This is a genomic window from Pseudomonas sp. TUM25319 (genome assembly GCF_056388475.1).
Genome location: NZ_CM150751.1, coordinates 2,095,199 through 2,112,396, shown reverse-complemented (window position 1 = coordinate 2,112,396; position 17,198 = coordinate 2,095,199). Strand labels below are relative to the sequence as shown.

At 62.2% G+C, this 17,198-nt stretch carries 18 protein-coding genes; 8 read left to right on the top strand and 10 right to left on the bottom strand.

What is annotated here, in order from left to right; translation table 11 throughout:
* Nucleotides 1-48: 48 nt before the first annotated feature.
* Nucleotides 49-834: an ABC transporter substrate-binding protein gene (locus tag AC05QJ_RS09965; RefSeq protein WP_476746698.1), complete on the bottom strand. Its 786-nt coding sequence runs from the start codon at nucleotides 832-834 to the stop codon at nucleotides 49-51.
* 566 nt (nucleotides 835-1,400) lie between these two features.
* Nucleotides 1,401-3,356, bottom strand: coding sequence for an acetate--CoA ligase (gene acs / locus AC05QJ_RS09960; protein ID WP_476746697.1), 1,956 nt, complete (start codon nucleotides 3,354-3,356; stop codon nucleotides 1,401-1,403).
* Nucleotides 3,357-3,760: 404 nt separating this feature from the next.
* Here acs and AC05QJ_RS09955 point away from each other — a divergent pair, with 404 nt between their 5' ends.
* Nucleotides 3,761-4,021 (top strand): DUF2790 domain-containing protein, encoded by a 261-nt coding sequence (locus tag AC05QJ_RS09955; RefSeq protein WP_476746696.1) that lies wholly within the window; start codon nucleotides 3,761-3,763, stop codon nucleotides 4,019-4,021.
* Nucleotides 4,022-4,118: 97 nt separating this feature from the next.
* Here the strand turns inward: AC05QJ_RS09955 and AC05QJ_RS09950 are convergent, their stop codons facing one another.
* Complete coding sequence (locus AC05QJ_RS09950) at nucleotides 4,119-5,678, bottom strand: sigma-54-dependent transcriptional regulator (protein WP_476746695.1); 1,560 nt, start codon at nucleotides 5,676-5,678, stop codon at nucleotides 4,119-4,121.
* A gap of 268 nt (nucleotides 5,679-5,946) precedes the next feature.
* On the opposite strand from AC05QJ_RS09950, the gene phhA reads away from it, so the two are divergent.
* From phhA to AC05QJ_RS09930, 4 genes are all read left to right on the top strand, one after another.
* Nucleotides 5,947-6,735, top strand: a complete 789-nt coding sequence (gene phhA / locus AC05QJ_RS09945; protein ID WP_476746694.1) for a phenylalanine 4-monooxygenase — start codon at nucleotides 5,947-5,949, stop codon at nucleotides 6,733-6,735.
* A gap of 39 nt (nucleotides 6,736-6,774) precedes the next feature.
* Nucleotides 6,775-7,131 (top strand): 4a-hydroxytetrahydrobiopterin dehydratase, encoded by a 357-nt coding sequence (locus AC05QJ_RS09940; protein ID WP_476746693.1) that lies wholly within the window; start codon nucleotides 6,775-6,777, stop codon nucleotides 7,129-7,131.
* The gene (locus tag AC05QJ_RS09935) at nucleotides 7,131-8,324 is read left to right on the top strand and encodes an amino acid aminotransferase (RefSeq protein ID WP_476746692.1); all 1,194 of its coding nucleotides are present in this window, start codon (nucleotides 7,131-7,133) and stop codon (nucleotides 8,322-8,324) included. The genes AC05QJ_RS09940 and AC05QJ_RS09935 overlap by 1 nt, the downstream gene beginning before the upstream one ends.
* A 173-nt stretch (nucleotides 8,325-8,497) precedes the next feature.
* Nucleotides 8,498-8,629 (top strand): hypothetical protein, encoded by a 132-nt coding sequence (locus AC05QJ_RS09930; RefSeq protein WP_476746691.1) that lies wholly within the window; start codon nucleotides 8,498-8,500, stop codon nucleotides 8,627-8,629.
* Between the two features lie 109 nt (nucleotides 8,630-8,738).
* On the opposite strand, the gene arfB is transcribed toward AC05QJ_RS09930, so the two are convergent.
* The 7 genes from arfB to AC05QJ_RS09895 form a co-directional block, all read right to left on the bottom strand.
* Nucleotides 8,739-9,152, bottom strand: a complete 414-nt coding sequence (gene arfB / locus AC05QJ_RS09925) for an alternative ribosome rescue aminoacyl-tRNA hydrolase ArfB (RefSeq protein ID WP_476746690.1) — start codon at nucleotides 9,150-9,152, stop codon at nucleotides 8,739-8,741.
* An 85-nt stretch (nucleotides 9,153-9,237) separates the two neighbouring features.
* On the bottom strand, nucleotides 9,238-10,653 hold the full coding sequence (locus tag AC05QJ_RS09920; protein ID WP_476746689.1) for an amino acid permease: 1,416 nt from the start codon (nucleotides 10,651-10,653) through the stop codon (nucleotides 9,238-9,240).
* A 702-nt stretch (nucleotides 10,654-11,355) separates the two neighbouring features.
* Nucleotides 11,356-12,414 (bottom strand): 23S rRNA pseudouridine(2605) synthase RluB, encoded by a 1,059-nt coding sequence (rluB, locus tag AC05QJ_RS09915; protein ID WP_476746688.1) that lies wholly within the window; start codon nucleotides 12,412-12,414, stop codon nucleotides 11,356-11,358.
* A gap of 150 nt (nucleotides 12,415-12,564) precedes the next feature.
* Nucleotides 12,565-13,377 (bottom strand): SMC-Scp complex subunit ScpB, encoded by an 813-nt coding sequence (scpB, locus tag AC05QJ_RS09910; protein WP_476746687.1) that lies wholly within the window; start codon nucleotides 13,375-13,377, stop codon nucleotides 12,565-12,567.
* A gap of 16 nt (nucleotides 13,378-13,393) precedes the next feature.
* Nucleotides 13,394-14,092, bottom strand: a complete 699-nt coding sequence (locus tag AC05QJ_RS09905) for a segregation and condensation protein A (RefSeq protein ID WP_476747903.1) — start codon at nucleotides 14,090-14,092, stop codon at nucleotides 13,394-13,396.
* A gap of 128 nt (nucleotides 14,093-14,220) precedes the next feature.
* Nucleotides 14,221-14,850: an L-threonylcarbamoyladenylate synthase gene (locus tag AC05QJ_RS09900; protein ID WP_476746686.1), complete on the bottom strand. Its 630-nt coding sequence runs from the start codon at nucleotides 14,848-14,850 to the stop codon at nucleotides 14,221-14,223.
* Between the two features lie 13 nt (nucleotides 14,851-14,863).
* Nucleotides 14,864-15,727 (bottom strand): PHP domain-containing protein, encoded by an 864-nt coding sequence (locus AC05QJ_RS09895; protein WP_476746685.1) that lies wholly within the window; start codon nucleotides 15,725-15,727, stop codon nucleotides 14,864-14,866.
* Between the two features lie 67 nt (nucleotides 15,728-15,794).
* On the opposite strand from AC05QJ_RS09895, the gene AC05QJ_RS09890 reads away from it, so the two are divergent.
* The 3 genes from AC05QJ_RS09890 (at nucleotide 15,795) to AC05QJ_RS09880 (ending at nucleotide 17,195) form a co-directional block, all read left to right on the top strand.
* Nucleotides 15,795-16,391, top strand: coding sequence for a septation protein A (locus AC05QJ_RS09890; protein WP_476746684.1), 597 nt, complete (start codon nucleotides 15,795-15,797; stop codon nucleotides 16,389-16,391).
* 1 nt (nucleotide 16,392) lies between these two features.
* Complete coding sequence (locus tag AC05QJ_RS09885; RefSeq protein ID WP_476746683.1) at nucleotides 16,393-16,692, top strand: YciI family protein; 300 nt, start codon at nucleotides 16,393-16,395, stop codon at nucleotides 16,690-16,692.
* A gap of 113 nt (nucleotides 16,693-16,805) precedes the next feature.
* A complete protein-coding gene (locus AC05QJ_RS09880) occupies nucleotides 16,806-17,195 on the top strand; it encodes an SH3 domain-containing protein (protein ID WP_476746682.1) in 390 nt (129 codons plus the stop codon).
* The last annotated feature ends 3 nt before the right edge of the window (nucleotides 17,196-17,198 follow it).

Sequence of the window (17,198 nt, the reverse complement as noted above, 5' to 3'; positions counted from 1 at the left end):
CCTCAGCGCTTCTGCTGCTTGCACCATTGAGCGGTGAAACGACGACGCTTACTTGGCTTCTGGGCCGTAGATGTCGAAGTTGAAGTACTTGTCCTGAATCTCTTTGTACTTGCCGCTGGCACGGATGCCGTCGATGGCGGCGTTGATACGCTCCAGGTTTTCCTTGTCGCCCTTGCGCACGGCGATGCCGATGCCGTCGCCGAAGTACTTGGCGTCGGTGAAGGCCGGGCCCACGAAGCCGTAGCCCTTGCCGGCGTCGGTTTTCAGGAAGCCGTCTTCGAGAAGCGTAGCATCGGCCACGGTGCCATCCAGACGGCCCGCGGTGATGTCCAGGTAGATTTCGTTCTGAGTGCCGTAAGGCACGACGGTGGCGCCCTTCGGAGCCAGGACTTCCTTGGCGAAACGGTCGTGGATCGAGCCGCGCTGCACGCCGATCTTCTTGCCTTGCAGCTCGGCCAGGCTGTCGCTGACGGTGCTGCCGTCCTTCATGACCAGGCGAGCCGGGGTGAGGTAGTAGCGCTTGGTGAAGTCGACCGACTTCTTGCGGTCTTCGGTGATCGACATGGACGAAAGGATGGCGTCGATCTTGCGCACTTTCAGCGCCGGAATCAGGCCGTCGAACTCTTGCTCGACCCAGGTGCACTTCACTTTCATCTGCTCGCACAGGGCGTTGCCGATGTCGTAGTCGAAGCCGGCAATGCTGCCGTCAGGCTGCTTGAAGGCAAAGGGTGGGTAGGCGGCTTCGATGCCGATTTTCAGCGGTTTTTCTTCTGCCAGCGAAACCAGGGAAAACACGGAGAGCGCCAGGGCGCCAAGCAGTGCGAGTTTCTTCATCTGGGAACTCCAATCGGTAAGGGCAATGCCAGGCAGTTCGACTGCCCACTATGCGAATGAGTACAACGCAGAGCTGCGCGGGGCCTGACCACCGGTCGGGTGCCACGAGCGAGTGATCGGCATTTTAACGACAGCTCGGAAGCCGATATTTCTTCAAAGCGACAAGTAGTTACAGAAGCGCAGGAAGAACGGCGGGAGGATATTGACAGTTTTCGTCAGATATGCAAAAGCGAAAAACAAATAACCTGTAACCAAAGCAATAACCGGGCCCATTATTGGCAAAGCCTTGTATCACGGCAAGTCCAGCCGTTCGAGTGTGCGAAATTTCATCATCTCGCGCCCCCTTTTGGATCATGGACGTTTCTTAATGCCCCGTTTTTGTACGGCCGCCGCGTAAGAAAAGGTTACCGATGAAAGTCGAAGTAACAAAAAACCGAAGGCCCCGTAAGCAAATCGCTTACGGGGCCTTCGGTTACTCTCGCACGGTTCCAGGCGCCCTCATCGCCGGCAAGCGGAGCGCCGCCCGGCCAGCCCTGACAGGGCCGAGAACCATCCGACTCAGCGCATCAGGCGACGTTCATGGTCTTGTGGGTCTCGACCAGGTGCGCCACGACGCTCGGATCGGCCAGGGTGGAGATATCACCCAGCGCGTCGTACTCCGCCGTGGCGATCTTGCGCAGGATGCGGCGCATGATCTTGCCCGAACGGGTTTTCGGCAGGCCCGGTGCCCACTGGATGACGTCCGGCGAAGCGATCGGACCGATCTCCTTGCGCACCCAGTTCTTCAGTTCGATGCGCAGCGCTTCGCTCGGCTCTTCGCCACCGTTGAGGGTGACGTAGACGTAGATGCCCTGCCCCTTGATGTCGTGCGGCACGCCGACCACCGCCGCCTCGGCGACTTTCGGGTGGGCGACCATGGCACTTTCGATCTCGGCGGTACCCATGCGGTGGCCGGAAACGTTGAGCACGTCGTCGACGCGGCCGGTGATCCAGTAGTAGCCGTCCTCATCGCGACGGGCGCCGTCACCGGTGAAGTACATGCCGCGGAAGGTCTTGAAGTAGGTGTCGACGAAGCGGTCGTGGTCGCCGTACAGCGAACGCGCCTGGCCCGGCCACGAATCGAGGATCACCAGATTGCCTTCGGCGGCGCCCTCGATCAGGTTGCCGAGGTTGTCCACCAGCGCCGGCACCACACCGAAGAACGGACGGGTCGCCGAACCCGGCTTCAGTGCGGTGGCACCTGGTAGCGGGCTGATCAGGATGCCGCCGGTCTCGGTCTGCCACCAGGTGTCGACGATCGGGCAACGCTCCTTGCCGACGGTCTGGTGGTACCAATTCCAGGCTTCGGGGTTGATTGGCTCGCCCACCGAACCCAGCAGGCGCAGGCTGGAGCCATCGGCACCGGCCACGGCGGCCTGCCCTTCGGCCATCATCGCGCGAATGGCGGTCGGCGCGGTGTAGAGGACGTTGACCTTGTGCTTGTCGACGATCTTCGACACGCGGGTGATATCCGGATAGTTCGGCACGCCTTCGAACAGCAGGGTGGTGGCGCCATTGGCCAGCGGGCCGTAGACGATGTAACTGTGGCCGGTGACCCAGCCGACGTCGGCGGTGCACCAGTAGATTTCGCCCGGACGGTAGTCGAACACGCGCTCATGGGTCATGGCGGCGTAGACCAGGTAACCGGCGGTGGTGTGCAGCACGCCTTTCGGCTTGCCGGTGGAACCGGAGGTGTAGAGGATGAACAGCGCCTCCTCGGCGCCCATTTCCTTCGGCGCGCAGACGCTCCCGGCCACTTTCATCAGGTCTTCGTACCAGATGTCGCGGTGCTGGTTCCACTTGATGTCGGCACCGGTGCGCTTGCACACGATGACTTTCTGGATGCTGTTGGTTTCCGGGTTGGTCAGCGCATCGTCGACGTTGGCTTTCAACGGAGTGCGACGACCGCCACGCAGGCCTTCGTCAGCGGTGATGACCACCTTGGACTTGCAGTCGATGATGCGGCCCGCCAGGGCTTCCGGCGAGAAGCCGCCGAACACTACCGAGTGGATCGCGCCGATACGGGCACACGCCAGCATGGCGACCACAGCCTCGGGGATCATCGGCATGTAGATGGTGACCACGTCGCCGCGGTGCACATCCTGGCCACGCAGGGCGTTGGCGAACTTGCAGACCTGCTCGTGCAGCTCGCGGTAGGTGATGTTGCGGTGCTCGGAAGGATCGTCGCCTTCCCAGATGATTGCGACCTGATCGCCGCGCTCTTCCAGATGACGGTCCAGGCAGTTGTAGGAAACGTTCAGGGTGCCATCGGCGAACCACTTGATGTCGACGTGGTGGTCGTCGAAAGAGGTTTGCTTGACCTTGGTGAACGGCTTGATCCAGTCGAGGCGCTGGGCCTGCTCACGCCAGAAGCCGTCCGGGTTGATCACCGACTTCTGATACATGGCCTTGTAGGTGGCCTCATCAGTCAGGGTATTCGCCGCAACCTCGGGACGAACGGGGTACAGGGAAGCCGCACTCATCTTTGTTACCTCGGTGTAATAGTTGTTTTTGTATGACCTCGTTTTAACTGTACCAGAGCCCTTCAGGCCATTCGACGTTGGTAGTAACGGAGCGGTCTTTTCGGCCATCACCTGGCAGGAACCGCTCTGGAACGGGCCTTGTAAAATAATTCCAGAGAACGAAAAAGGCCGCCGCGCGGCGATTGTTACGAAAACCGCCAACAGTGTTTATCAAAACATCGACTGTTTCAGTTTGATGGCCAACCCTAGAATTCACCTCGCCAGCAACGGCAACGAGATTAACTTCCGTAACAGGCCCCCACGAAGGCGCGTTAATCCCGAGATAACTTTCTGGTTTTACTTTGCGACACCGTAGCGCCACAAGCGCTACGCCCCTCTTACGACCTTGGACAGGTAAATTGAAGATGAAAGCCTTACTGGTATTGGTACTCGGTAGTGTTTGCGGCGCGGCCATGGCCGACGAAGTTGCAAATAAAGGCGCCGAGCAGATCCCGGTTGAACAGTACAGTTATTCGCAACATCTGGACATCGCCAAAGTCATTTCCATGAGCGAGATCCCGAACGTCTGCGAAGTGGTTCCAGCCCGCATGACCTATGAAGATTCCCAGGGCCAGAAGCACATCCTCGAATACCGCGTCATGGGTAACGGCTGCTCCAACGGCTGATATCCGCCCCGTGGCCGCCGCGCCTCTTTTTATCAGAAAGAGGCGCCACGCCAGATAATGTTTCGTTAATAAACCTGCCTTTTGAAAGTTCAGCGCATTATTCGCCGGACTTGCCTATCGAATAATCCCGCAACTTGTTGGCGATCGTCGTATGGGAAACACCCAGGCGCTTGCCCAATGCCCGACTGGTGGGATATTCGGCCTGCAAACTTTCCAGCACCGCCTTTTCGAATCGTCCGACAATTTGCGCCAGATCCCCGTCCAGGGAGAACTCACCCAATGGCTGGCGGGCACCATAGTCGGGCAGACGGATATGTTCCGGCTTGACCACCCCACCCTCGCACAGCGACACCGCCTGGAACAGCACGTTTTCCAGCTGCCGGACGTTGCCGGGCCAGTGGTACTGGCTCAATCGCTCCAATGCCGCCGGCGCCAGCCGTGGCAGCGCACAGCCGATCTGGCGACTGGCCTGGTCAAGGAAGTGCTCCACCAGTGGCGGCAGGCCATCCAGGCACTCGCGCAGCGGCGGAATGTGCAGCGACAGCACATTGAGACGGTGATACAGGTCCTGGCGGAATTCGCCCCGGGCACATAACTCGGACAGATCCACCTGGGTCGCGCAGATCACCCTGACATCCAGGTAAACCTCTTCATCACTGCCGACCCTGCGGAAGCAACCGTCCTGCAGGAAGCGCAGCAGTTTCACCTGCAAACGCGGACTCATTTCGCCAACGCCGTCGAGAAACAGCGTGCCGCCAGCCGTCAGTTCCAGCAGGCCCAGCTTGCCCTCGGCGCGGGCGCCCTCGAAGGCACCCGGCCCATAACCGAACAACTCGGTTTCGGCCATGGACTCCGGCAGCCCGGCACAATTCAGCGCCATCAACGGCGCCTGCCCGCGCGGGCTGGCCAGGTGACAGGCACGGGCAAGCAACTCCTTGCCGGTCCCCGTCTCCCCTTCGATCAGCAACGGTGCATCCAGCGGCGCCATGCGCCGGGCCTCGCGGACCACCGCCGCCATCACTTTCGAACTCTGGAAGATGCTGTCAAAACCCCGCAGTTCCTGCTTGCGCACGTTGTAGATGCGCTCGCCGATGCGGTCAGCACGGTGCAGGGTCAACACCGCACCGGCCAGCGCCTCACTGTCGTCATGCTCGGACTGCAGCGGCGCGATATCGGCGAGGAACACATCGCCCTTGACCTTGACCCGCAAGCCGTTGATCCGTGACTTGTTGGCCCGCACCAGTTCCGGCAGGTCGAAGTCCTCGGCGTAGCGCGACAGCGGAATCCCCGGCACCTCGTCCACCCGCACGCCGAGTAACTGCGCTGCGGCGCGGTTGGCGGCGACAATCGAGCCGCCCATGTCGATCGACAACACCGGAAATTCCAGCGCCCCCAGCAGCGCATTCAGCTCCATGTGCCGCCGCTCGCTGGGCATCAGGCCGACCCGCTTGACCCCGAACACCCCGGTGATCGCCTCGAACTTGGGGCGCAAGGCCTGGAACTGCAGATTGATCAGGTTCGGACAGTGCAGATAGATGGCGTTGCCGTGCTCGCCGCCCACCTCGCCCCGGGCGACGTTGATACCGTACTCCACGAGCAGGTTGAGGATGTCCCGCAGAATGCCGATGCGGTTCTGGCAATGCACTTTGATACGCATGAAAGGTCCTGGAAGGCGTGAGGGGGCGATTTTTCTGTCAGAACGTCGGAAATTTTGTAAATAATACGTTACAAAAACTCGATTTCACAGCCATGCGCGACCGTGGAATTCCACGCCCTCGGCAAATTCGTAAAACCTGCGTTACAAAAACCGTCTTCCAGCAGGTACTACACCTGCCGCCAATAGCTGAAAAGTTCAAGATCAGCGGTTATCTCTAAGGGTATGGCGCAAGCCTCAAAACAATAAGAGCCCTCATCAGGAGAGCAGCATGAAACAGACGCACTACGTGGCCCGTGAGCCCGATGCGCAAGGTTTTATCGATTACCCGCCGCAGGAACATGCGGTGTGGAACACCCTGATCACCCGCCAGATGAAGGTGATCGAGGGGCGCGCGTGCCAGGAATACCTGGACGGCATCGAACAGCTCGCCCTGCCCCACGACCGCATCCCGCAACTGTCGGAGATCAACGCGGTACTGGGAGCCACCACCGGCTGGCAAGTCGCCCGGGTGCCGGCACTGATTCCTTTCCAGACCTTCTTCGAACTGCTGGCCAGCAAGCGCTTCCCGGTGGCGACCTTCATTCGTACCGTGGAAGAACTGGACTACCTGCAAGAGCCGGACATCTTTCACGAAATCTTCGGCCACTGCCCGCTGCTGACCAACCCATGGTTCGCCGAATTCACCCACACCTACGGCAAGCTGGGCCTGGCGGCGACCAAGGAACAGCGCGTCTACCTCGCCCGCCTGTACTGGATGACCATCGAGTTCGGCCTGATGGACACGCCGCAGGGCCGCAAGATCTACGGTGGCGGCATCCTGTCCTCGCCGAAGGAGACGGTCTACAGCCTGTCGGACGAACCCGAGCACCAGCCTTTCGACCCGATCGAGGCGATGCGCACGCCGTACCGCATCGACATCCTGCAGCCGGTGTACTTCACTCTGCCCAACCTCAAGCGTCTGTTCGACCTGGCCCACGAAGACATCATGGGCATGGTCGAGCAAGCGATGAAACTGGGCCTGCACGCCCCGAAATTCCCGCCCAAGGCCGCCGCCTGAGCGGCCTTGCACACCTATAACAATTCAAAGGAAACCACTATGACCGCCTTGTCCCAAGCCCACTGCGAAGCCTGCCGCGCCGATGCGCCGAAAGTGAGCGACGCTGAACTGCCGGAACTGCTGCGGATGATCCCCGACTGGAACATCGAGGTTCGCGACGGGATCATGCAGTTGGAAAAGCTCTATCTGTTCAAGAACTTCAAGCACGCCCTGGCCTTCACCAACGCCGTGGGCGAGATCTCTGAAGCCGAAGGCCATCACCCTGGCCTGCTGACCGAGTGGGGCAAGGTCACTGTCACCTGGTGGAGCCATTCGATCAAGGGCCTGCACCGCAACGACTTCATCATGGCCGCGCGCACCGACGAAGTCGCCAAGACCGCCGAAGGCCGCAAGTGATGCACTTCGAGGCCATCAAGCGGGTCCCCGGAGACCCGATCCTCGGCCTGATGGAAGCCTTCGCCAAGGATGGCAATCCCGACAAGTTCGACCTTGGCGTGGGCGTGTTCAAGGACGCCCAGGGCCTGACGCCGGTTCCGGCGGCGGTCAAACAGGCGGAACAGCGCCTGGTGGATCGCCAGCAGAGCAAGAGCTACGTCGGCGGCCATGGCGACCCGGCGTTCGGCCAGCTGCTCTGCGAACTGGTGCTGGGTAGCGATTCGCCGCTGCTGACGCAACAACGCGCCGGCGCCACCCAGACGCCGGGCGGCACCGGTGCCCTGCGCCTGGCCGCCGAGTTCGCCCGGCAATGCCTGCCGGGGCGCGGCATCTGGCTGAGCAACCCGACCTGGCCGATCCACGAAAGCATCTTCGCCAGCGCCGGCCTGAAGGTCAGCCACTATCCCTACGTCGGCGCGGACAACCGCCTCGACGTCGCCGGCCTGCTTGCCACGCTGGAAACCGTGCCGGAAGGCGATATCGTCCTGCTGCATGCGTGCTGCCACAACCCGACCGGCTTCGACCTGTCCCGGGATGACTGGCAGGCCGTGCTGGAGGTGGTGCGCCGCCGTTCGCTGCTGCCACTGATCGACTTCGCCTACCAGGGCTTCGGTGACGGGCTGGAAGAGGATGCCTGGGCCGTGCGGCTGTTCGCCGATGCGCTGCCCGAGTTGATGATCACCAGCTCCTGCTCGAAGAACTTCGGCCTCTACCGCGAACGCACCGGCGCCCTGCTGGTGTGCAGCCACGACGCGGACAAGCTGCTGGATGTACGCAGCCAACTGGCCTTTATCGCCCGCAACCTGTGGTCCACGCCACCGGACCATGGCGCGGCGGTGGTGGCGCAGATCCTGGGCGATCCGGCACTGAAAGCGCTGTGGATCGACGAGGTCGACGCCATGCGCCAGCGCATCGCCCGCCTGCGCGCCGGGCTGGTGGAAGCACTGGCACCTCACGGATTGAGCGAGCGCTTCTCCCACATCGCCGAACAGCGCGGGATGTTCTCCTACACCGGCCTGTCGCCGGAGCAGGTCAGGCTGTTGCGGGAGCGGCACAGTGTCTACATGGTCGGCACCGGACGGGCGAATATCGCCGGTGCTGACGAGGCCAGACTAGGGCAACTGGCAGCGGCAATCGCTGACGTCTGCCTCTGAAACACGTCGGGGCCGCTAGCGGCCCCGAACCTTTTTTGTCGTAAATTTCCTACCGAACAGCAGGAAAATTCATTCTGTCACGCAGACTCCTGTATCCTGCCCCAGGCTTCCCAGGGAGCCCTCACGCGCAACCGCGTAATCTTTCCACCATCGAACTTGCGAGGAACGACGAGATGCATGAAATCCCGAATCTTCCCTTCCCAAGCCTGAACCCCGTCGAGCAGACGCCCGTCACTCACAGCGCCGAACCAGCCCAGGTGGCTGAAAAAGAAGGCGACGATAACCCGAGCGCCGACCAGGAATAACCGCGCACCACAGGACGTGTGAAAACCTCGATTACCGGGGGACCACCTCACCAACGGGTTTTCACACGCTCAAGACGCCCCTCCTCCCGCCGCGACACCGCCTTCCCTTTCAATAATCGACTTTGCCGCGACCGGCCTTGATCGCCCCACGTTTGCTCTTGGTGTCGAGCCGCCGGGTCTTCGAACCCAGCGTCGGACGCGTGGGACGGCGCTTCTTCTCCACCTTGATCGCCGCCAGAATCAGCTCGCGCAGGCGCTCAAGCGCGTCGGCACGGTTCTGTTCCTGGGTCCGGTATTGCTGCGCCTTGATGATGATCACGCCGTCGCGAGTGATACGGCCATCGCTGAACTGCAGCAAGCGTTCCTTGTAGAACGGCGGCAACGAGGATGCCTGGCTGTCGAAGCGCAGGTGCACGGCACTGGAAACCTTGTTGACGTTCTGCCCGCCGGCGCCTTGGGCGCGGATGGCATTCAACTCGATTTCTTCGTCGGGGATATGGACGGTGTTGGAAAGGACAAGCATGAGAGATGCCCGAAGAGGGAATGGGCGTCAGCATACCCTGCATCGGACGATGCCGGGGGCTGCTCTGCAGCCCCCGGAAATCGACTTACTTGACCACAGGGCTGACCGCAACTCCGGCCGCCACGCGCTTGCCCTTAAGCTGGTAGCAGACCCACATCACGCCCAGCCAGACCGGCATTGCATACACCGAAGTACGGATGCCATCCATCATCAGCATGATGCCGAGGATCAGTACCACCCAGGCCAGGCACAGGTAGTTGCCGTACGGATACCACAGCGCCTTGAACAGCGGCTTCTGGCCCGTGCGGTCCAGGTGCTGACGGAATTTCAGGTGCGAGTAGCTGATCATTGCCCAGTTGATCACCAGGGTCGCCACGACCAGCGACATCAGCAGCTCCAGCGCATGCTGGGGCATGAAGTAGTTGAGCAGCACCGCCACCAGGGTCACCGCCGCCGACGCCAGGATCGAACGCACCGGCACCCCGCGCTTGTCGATCTTCGCCAGGCCCGCCGGGGCATCGCCCTGCTCGGCCATGCCGTAGAGCATGCGGGCGTTGCAGTAGGTGCCGCTGTTGTACACCGACAGTGCTGCGGTCAGGACCACGAAGTTGAGGATATGCGCCGCCGTGTTGCTGCCCAGCATCGAGAACACATGGACGAACGGGCTGCCGCTGTAGGAACCGCCGGACGCATCGAGGTTGGCCACCAGGCTGTTCCACGGCGTCAGCGACAGCAGCACTACCAAGGCGCCGATGTAGAAGATCAGGATGCGGTAGATGACCTGGTTGATCGCTTTCGGGATCACAGTCTTCGGCTTGTCGGCCTCAGCGGCAGTGAAACCGAGCATTTCCAGGCCGCCGAAGGAGAACATGATGAGCGCCAGGGCCATGACCAGGCCGCCAAAGCCTTCAGGGAAGAAGCCACCGTGCTCCCACAGGTTGGTGATGGACGCCTCGGGGCCGCCGCTGCCGCTGACCAGCAGGTAGCTGCCCAGGCCGATCATGCCGACGATGGCCAGGACCTTGATGATGGCGAACCAGAACTCGGCCTCGCCGAACACCTTCACGTTGGCCAGGTTGATGGCGTTGATCAGGATGAAGAAGGCCGCGGCCGACGCCCAGGTCGGGATCTCCGGCCACCAGTAGTGAATGTACTTGCCAACAGCAGTCAGCTCGGACATGCCCACCAGGATGTACAGCATCCAGCAGTTCCAGCCCGACAGGAAGCCGGCGAAACCGCCCCAGTATTTGTGCGCGAAGTGGCTGAAGGAACCGGCGACCGGCTCTTCGACGATCATCTCGCCGAGCTGGCGCATGATCATGAAGGCAATGAAGCCGCAGAGGGCGTAACCGAGGATCATCGACGGACCCGCCGATTTCATCACCCCGGCCGAGCCGAGAAACAGGCCGGTACCGATTGCACCGCCCAGGGCGATCAACTGGATATGGCGATTTTTCAGGCCGCGCTTGAGCTCACCTGACTGTGGGATATGTCCACTCATGAACGAAGTCACCTGTTGTTTTTATCTGTGACGGGATCGGACCCACCACGCTCGTGGCGCAGCGGAATTGGCAAGGGGTGGTTACCTTGGCGCTTGAATGAGGTCGCTCGACGCGGGGCTCGGCCCCGGTGGTCAACCTGGCATCAGCAGGGTTGCGCGGTACGCAAGAGGGTCACAGGTAAAACGCGGCGCACTGTATACCCTTGCATTGACGCAGGGGTCAACACATCGCGTAACGTTCTGTTGACGGCACGCAGCGTTCCAGAGGAAGGAATCAAGCCTGGGGGATTGAATGGCGTACATCGCGCCCTCCGTTTTTGTTCTTTTTTCCAACCCGCTCTGCGGCGGGTCGGGCACTTGGCTGTGGCGCACATGACAGCGTGTTTACGGGGGCGCGGACAAGGTGTTGACGTGAGCGTAAAGCCCGCCGAAGGGAGGATTTCGGCAAGGAATGTTTACAGGACGAACGGTGGTGCGGATTGTCGGGAGAAGCGGCCCAGCCCAGTAACAAAATATTTACAAGCTGGTGCAAAAAGTTGCCAGAGATGCAGATGCAAGCTGCAAGCTGCAAGCTGCAAGCTGCAAGCTGCAAGCTGCAAGACAGTATGCGACGCGATCTGCTCTGTCTTGAAGCTTGAAGCTTGTAACTGCAGGTCAAAAAAAAGCCAACCCGAAGGTTGGCTCCCTTTGCTCGCTCAGCCCTTACTCGGACCGAGGCTTGCCACGACCCGCGCCCGGACCCGAACGCTTCGGCGCCGGCGCCGGTTTGCGGCGCACTTCGCTCGGACGCTCGGCGACGGTGCTGCGGCCCTTGCGCGGCGCGTCTTCACGGGGCTGACGCGGCGAGCGCTCGGCCGGTGCACCGTCCTTGGCCGGACGCAGGGTCCGCACGCGCTCGCCACGACCGATCGGCTTGCTGGATTTGCGCTGCATGCGCTCCAGCTTGTCCTTGGTCTTGGCGTTCATTGCCGGCATGGCGACCGGGGTCAGGCCCACTTCAGCGGCCAGGATGTCGATCTCGCCCTGGCTCATTTCGCGCCAGCGCCCCATCGGCAGGTCGGAGTTGAGGAACACCGGACCGAAACGCACGCGCTTCAGGCGGCTGACCACCAGGCCCTGGGATTCCCACAGGCGACGAACCTCGCGGTTGCGACCTTCCATCACCACGCAGTGATACCAGTGGTTGAAACCTTCACCGCCCGGCGCCTGCTGGATGTCGGTGAAACGTGCCGGACCGTCTTCCAGCACAACGCCTTCTTTCAGGCGGGCGATCATGTCGTCGTCCACTTCACCGCGTACGCGCACGGCGTACTCGCGGTCCATCTCGAAGGACGGGTGCATCAGGCGGTTGGCCAGTTCACCGTCGGTGGTGAACAGCAGCAGGCCGGTGGTGTTGATGTCGAGGCGACCGACGTTGATCCAGCGCCCCTCTTTCGGCCGCGGCAGACGGTCGAATACGGTCGGACGGCCTTCCGGGTCGTCACGGGTGCAGATCTCGCCATCGGGCTTGTTGTACATGATCACGCGGCGCACGGCTTCGGCGCTTTCCTCGCGCTTGATCAGGCGACCATCGACGGAAATGGCGTCGTGCAGATCGACGCGCTGGCCAAGGGTGGCGGCAACGCCGTTGACCTTGATGCGGCCTTCGCCGATCCAGGCCTCGACGTCACGGCGCGAGCCGACGCCAATGCGCGCCAGTACTTTTTGCAGTTTTTCGCCGGCCGGACGTGGCGGGCTGTCTTGCAGGTCTTGTTCACTCATCTGGGCACCTCCCGGTGTAGAGATTCAAATCTGGAATTCTGATGCGGCAGCATCAAAAAGGCCGCGAATCATACGCTGATCGCGGCGCAAACGCATCAGAGCCTAGTTGCATATCGGCGTGTCTGCCGTGCTTTTACGCCAGACGGTGGGTCAGTCGCGGGAGACTTCGGGCAATGACTCGTCGTCACCTTCCACGTCCGCAGCCTCTGCCGGGGCTTCGGCCCCGGCCTCGGGCAGATCGCGCAACAGGTCATCGAAGTCGGTCTTCAGGCCTTCCTCCATGGCATCGAGCTCCACCAGCAGGCTGCGGAAACTGGTTTCCTCGGCGGGCGGCGCATCGTCCGGATCGGCGCTGGCATCGGCCAGGGCCTGCAGGTGAGCCGGCACCGGCAGGTCGTCAAGGTCCACCGGCGGCAGCGGCGACGGCTCCATTTCCCGCAGTTCGGCGAGCGGCGGCAGCTCGTCGAGGCTCTTCAGGTTGAAATGATCGAGAAACGCCTTGGTGGTGGCGAACATGGCCGGGCGACCGGGCACTTCGCGGTAACCGACGATACGCACCCACTCGCGTTCGAGCAGCGTCTTGACGATATTGCTGTTGACCGCCACGCCGCGCACATCTTCGATCTCGCCGCGGGTGATGGGCTGGCGGTAGGCGATCAGCGCCAGGGTTTCCAGCAATGCCCGGGAGTAACGCTGCGGACGTTCTTCCCACAGGCGGCCGACCCAGGGCGCGTAGTCCTCACGGATCTGCAGACGATAGCCGGACGCCACCTCCACCAGTTCGAACGCACGGCCGGCACAGGAGGCGCGCAGCAGCTCGAGCGCTTGCGTGAACACATCAGGGTCAGGACGTTCGGCCTCCTCGAACAACTCGAACAGGCGCTCGAGCGATTGCGGTTTCCCCGAGGCCAGGAGAAAGGCTTCGAGCAGGGGCGCCAGGTCGCGCGGGTCGGTCAGGTTCATGCAGGTGCTCTTGAATTCATTCGGCCCGGGCCCGGACGTGGATCGGTGCAAAGGGCTCATTCTGCACCAGTTCGACCAGGGATTCCTTGACCAGCTCGAGAATCGCCATGAAGGTCACCACCACACCGAGCTTGCCCTCCTCGGCAGTGAACAGCTCGACGAAGGGTACGAAGCCTGCGCCGCGCAAGCGCTCCAGCACTTCGCTCATGCGTTCGCGGGTGGACAGCGCCTCGCGGCTGACCTGGTGGCTTTCGAACAGATCGCTGCGCCGCAGCACTTCGGCCATCGACATCAGCACCTCTTCGATGCAGACATCCGGCAGCAGCTTGCGCACCTTGGCCTGGGGCGCGTCCAGTTGCGGGACGATGATGTCGCGGCCAACCCGACTCAGGTCGTCGATGTCCTCGGCGGCCGACTTGAAGCGCTCGTATTCCTGCAGACGGCGGATCAGTTCGGCGCGCGGGTCCTCTTCTTCTTCCTCGGGCTGTTCGGCACGGGGCAGCAGCATGCGCGACTTGATCTCGGCGAGCATGGCAGCCATCACCAGGTACTCGGCAGCCAGCTCCAGCCGCACCGTCTTCATCAACTCGACGTAACCCATGTACTGACGGGTGATTTCCGCCACCGGGATGTCGAGGATGTCGACGTTCTGCTTGCGGATCAGGTACAGCAGCAAGTCCAGCGGGCCTTCGAAGGCCTCGAGGAACACCTCCAGGGCATCCGGCGGAATGTACAGGTCCACCGGCATCTCGGTCAGGGCCTGGCCATAGACCATGACCAGCGGCAACTCCTGCTGGGCGCCGGCCTGAGGATCGACCGGCGCCTCCACCGGCTCGACCATGCTCACGCTTCGGCCATGAAGGGCGCGGGATCGCCGCAGCCTACCCGCACGACTTCCGGCTCGTCGCCGGAAAGGTTGATTACGGTGGAGGCTTTCATGCCACCGAAGCCACCGTCGATGATCAGGTCGACCTGATGCTCCAGAACCTGGCGCATTTCGTAAGGGTCGGTCAGCGGCTCCTCGTCGCCGGGCATTACCAGGCTGACGCTCATCAGCGGCTCGCCCAGCTCCGCCACCAGCGCCAGGGCGATAGGATGGTCAGGCACGCGCATGCCGATGGTACGGCGCTTCTCGTGCAACAACAGGCGCGGCACTTCGCGGGTGGCGTTGAGAATGAAGGTGTAGGGCCCGGGCAAATGCGCCTTGAGCAGGCGGAAGGTGCCGGTATCGACCTTGGCGAAGTTACCCAGTTGCGACAGGTCACTGCAGATCAGGGTGAAGTTGTGGTTCTTGTCCAGCTGACGCAGACGCCGGACCCGCTCGATGGCGCCCTTGTCGCCGATCTGGCAGCCCATGGCGTAGGACGAGTCGGTCGGATACACCACCACCCCGCCCTTGCGGATAATTTCCACTGCCTGTTTTATCAGGCGCGGCTGGGGGTTTTCCGGATGTATCTGGAAAAATTGACTCACATTGTCTTCCTGTTCAGACGGCCGCGGGTGGCTGCTCATGTTTGAATCGACGCCACAGAGGTGGCAGATCCTCCGGCAAAGGCCGGTAGACACCGATTTCGGACCAGGTGCCCGGGCCATGGAAGTCGCTGCCGGCGCTGGCCAGCAGGCCAAACTCACGGGTCAGGATGGACAACGTGCCGACCTGCTCGGCCGGCTGCATGCCGTTGACCACTTCCAGTGCCTGTCCCCCCGCTTGAATATAGTCGGCAATCAGCCGGCGGCGCTTGCTGCGGGTCAGTTCGTAGTGCATCGGGTGAGCCAGGCTGACCCAGGCACCGGCGGCGCGCAGGGTTTCGACGGTGTCATCCAGGGTCGGCCAGTGCAGCTTGACGTCGCCCAGCTTGCCGGCGCCCAGCCACTTGCGAAAGGCTTCGGCGCGGTCCTTGACGTAACCGGCGCCGACCAGAAAATCGGCGAAATGCGGACGGGCCGGGGCATTGCCGCTGTCGCCCAGCGCCTGCTGGATCGCCCGAGCGCCTTCCAGCGCGCCGGGCATGCCCTTGGCCGCCAGGCGCCGGGCGATTTCCTCGGCACGCAGCCAGCGGCCGCGGTGCAGGGACTCGACCGCTTCGAGCAGCGGCGGCGCGTCGAGGGGAAAACCGTAGCCGAGCACATGAATGGTCACCCCCGACCAGGTACACGACAGTTCGATGCCACTGATCCACTGCATCCCGCGCGCGTGCATCGCCTCGCGGGCTTCAAGCTGGCCTTCGAGGGTGTCGTGGTCGGTCAGGGCCATCACCCGCACGCCCTGTTCATAGGCGCGGGAAACCAGCTCGGTGGGTGTCAGCGAGCCGTCGGACGCGGTGCTGTGGCAGTGCAGATCAACATTCATGGGGTGACGCTTTCCCTCTCATTGAGGTTTGTTATTATGCCGGGACATCCCGCTCCTGGCTGCCACTGTGAAACAATTCATCGATTTCATCCCGCTGCTCCTGTTTTTCATCGTCTACAAGCTCGATCCCCGCGTGGTCGACGTCGCTGGCCAGAGCTTCAGCCTCGGCGGCATCTACAGTGCCACGGCGGTGCTGATTCTCAGCTCGCTGGTGGTCTACGGCGCTATTTTCATTCGCCAGCGCAAGCTGGAGAAAGGCCAGTGGCTGACCCTGGTGGCGTGCCTGGTGTTCGGTGGCCTGACCCTGGCCTTCCATAGCGAAACCTTCCTCAAGTGGAAGGCGCCGGTGGTCAACTGGCTGTTCGCCCTGGCATTCCTCGGCAGTCATTTCGTCGGCGACAAGGTGCTGATCAAGCGCATCATGGGCCACGCCCTGACGCTGCCCGACAGCGTCTGGACCCGCCTGAACCTGGCCTGGATCGCCTTCTTCCTGATCTGCGGCGCCGCCAACCTGTTCGTCGCCTTCACCTTCCAGGACATCTGGGTCGACTTCAAGGTCTTCGGCAGCCTGGGCATGACCGTACTGTTCCTGGTCGGCCAGGGTATCTACCTGTCCCGCCACCTGCACGATAGCGACCCGACCACTCCCAAACCCGAGGAATGACATGCTCTACGCCATCATCGCCACCGATGTTGCCAACTCCCTGGAAAGCCGCCTGGCTGCTCGCCCGGCGCATCTGGAGCGCCTGCAGCAACTGAAGGCCGAAGGCCGCATCGTGCTGGCCGGCCCGCACCCGGCCATCGACAGCAACGACCCGGGCGCCGCCGGTTTCAGCGGCAGCCTGATCGTCGCCGAGTTCGAGTCGCTGCAGGCGGCGCAAGCCTGGGCAGACGCAGACCCGTACATCGCCGCCGGCGTCTACGACAACGTCATCGTCAAGCCGTTCAAGCAAGTCCTGCCGTGATGCCAGGGCGCGCCGGTCAGTACCGGCGCGCTTTTCATCCGTTCCATTGCTCATTATTCTCATCGCCCTGCCGACAACGTCCTGAACATTCGACTTGAATTACAGGAGTTACGATGCGTCAAGGTCCGTTGTCCCTGCTGCTGTGCCTGTTGTTGGTGTCCCCGTTGAGCCAGGCTGAAGAAACGCCGCTGTCGCTGAGCGCCGGCAGCCAGATCACCGAGCTGCAGCAGAAGCTGAAAGAAAGCGAGCGTCAGCGTGAAACACTGGCCCAACAGCTGCAAAGTGCCGACAACGAGCGCGAAAGTGCGCAACTGAGCCGACTGCGTCAGGAAAACCAGCGCCTGAAGATGATGCTCAAGGAAGCACAGGCCACCCCCACACCGCGCCTGCTGACGGACCAGCAACAGTGGTTCGTGATCGGCGCGGGAGTCGCCCTGATTGCGGTGCTCTGCGGTATCTTTGCCAGCGGCAGCCACCGAAAGCGCAAGCAATGGTTGAATTGAGTG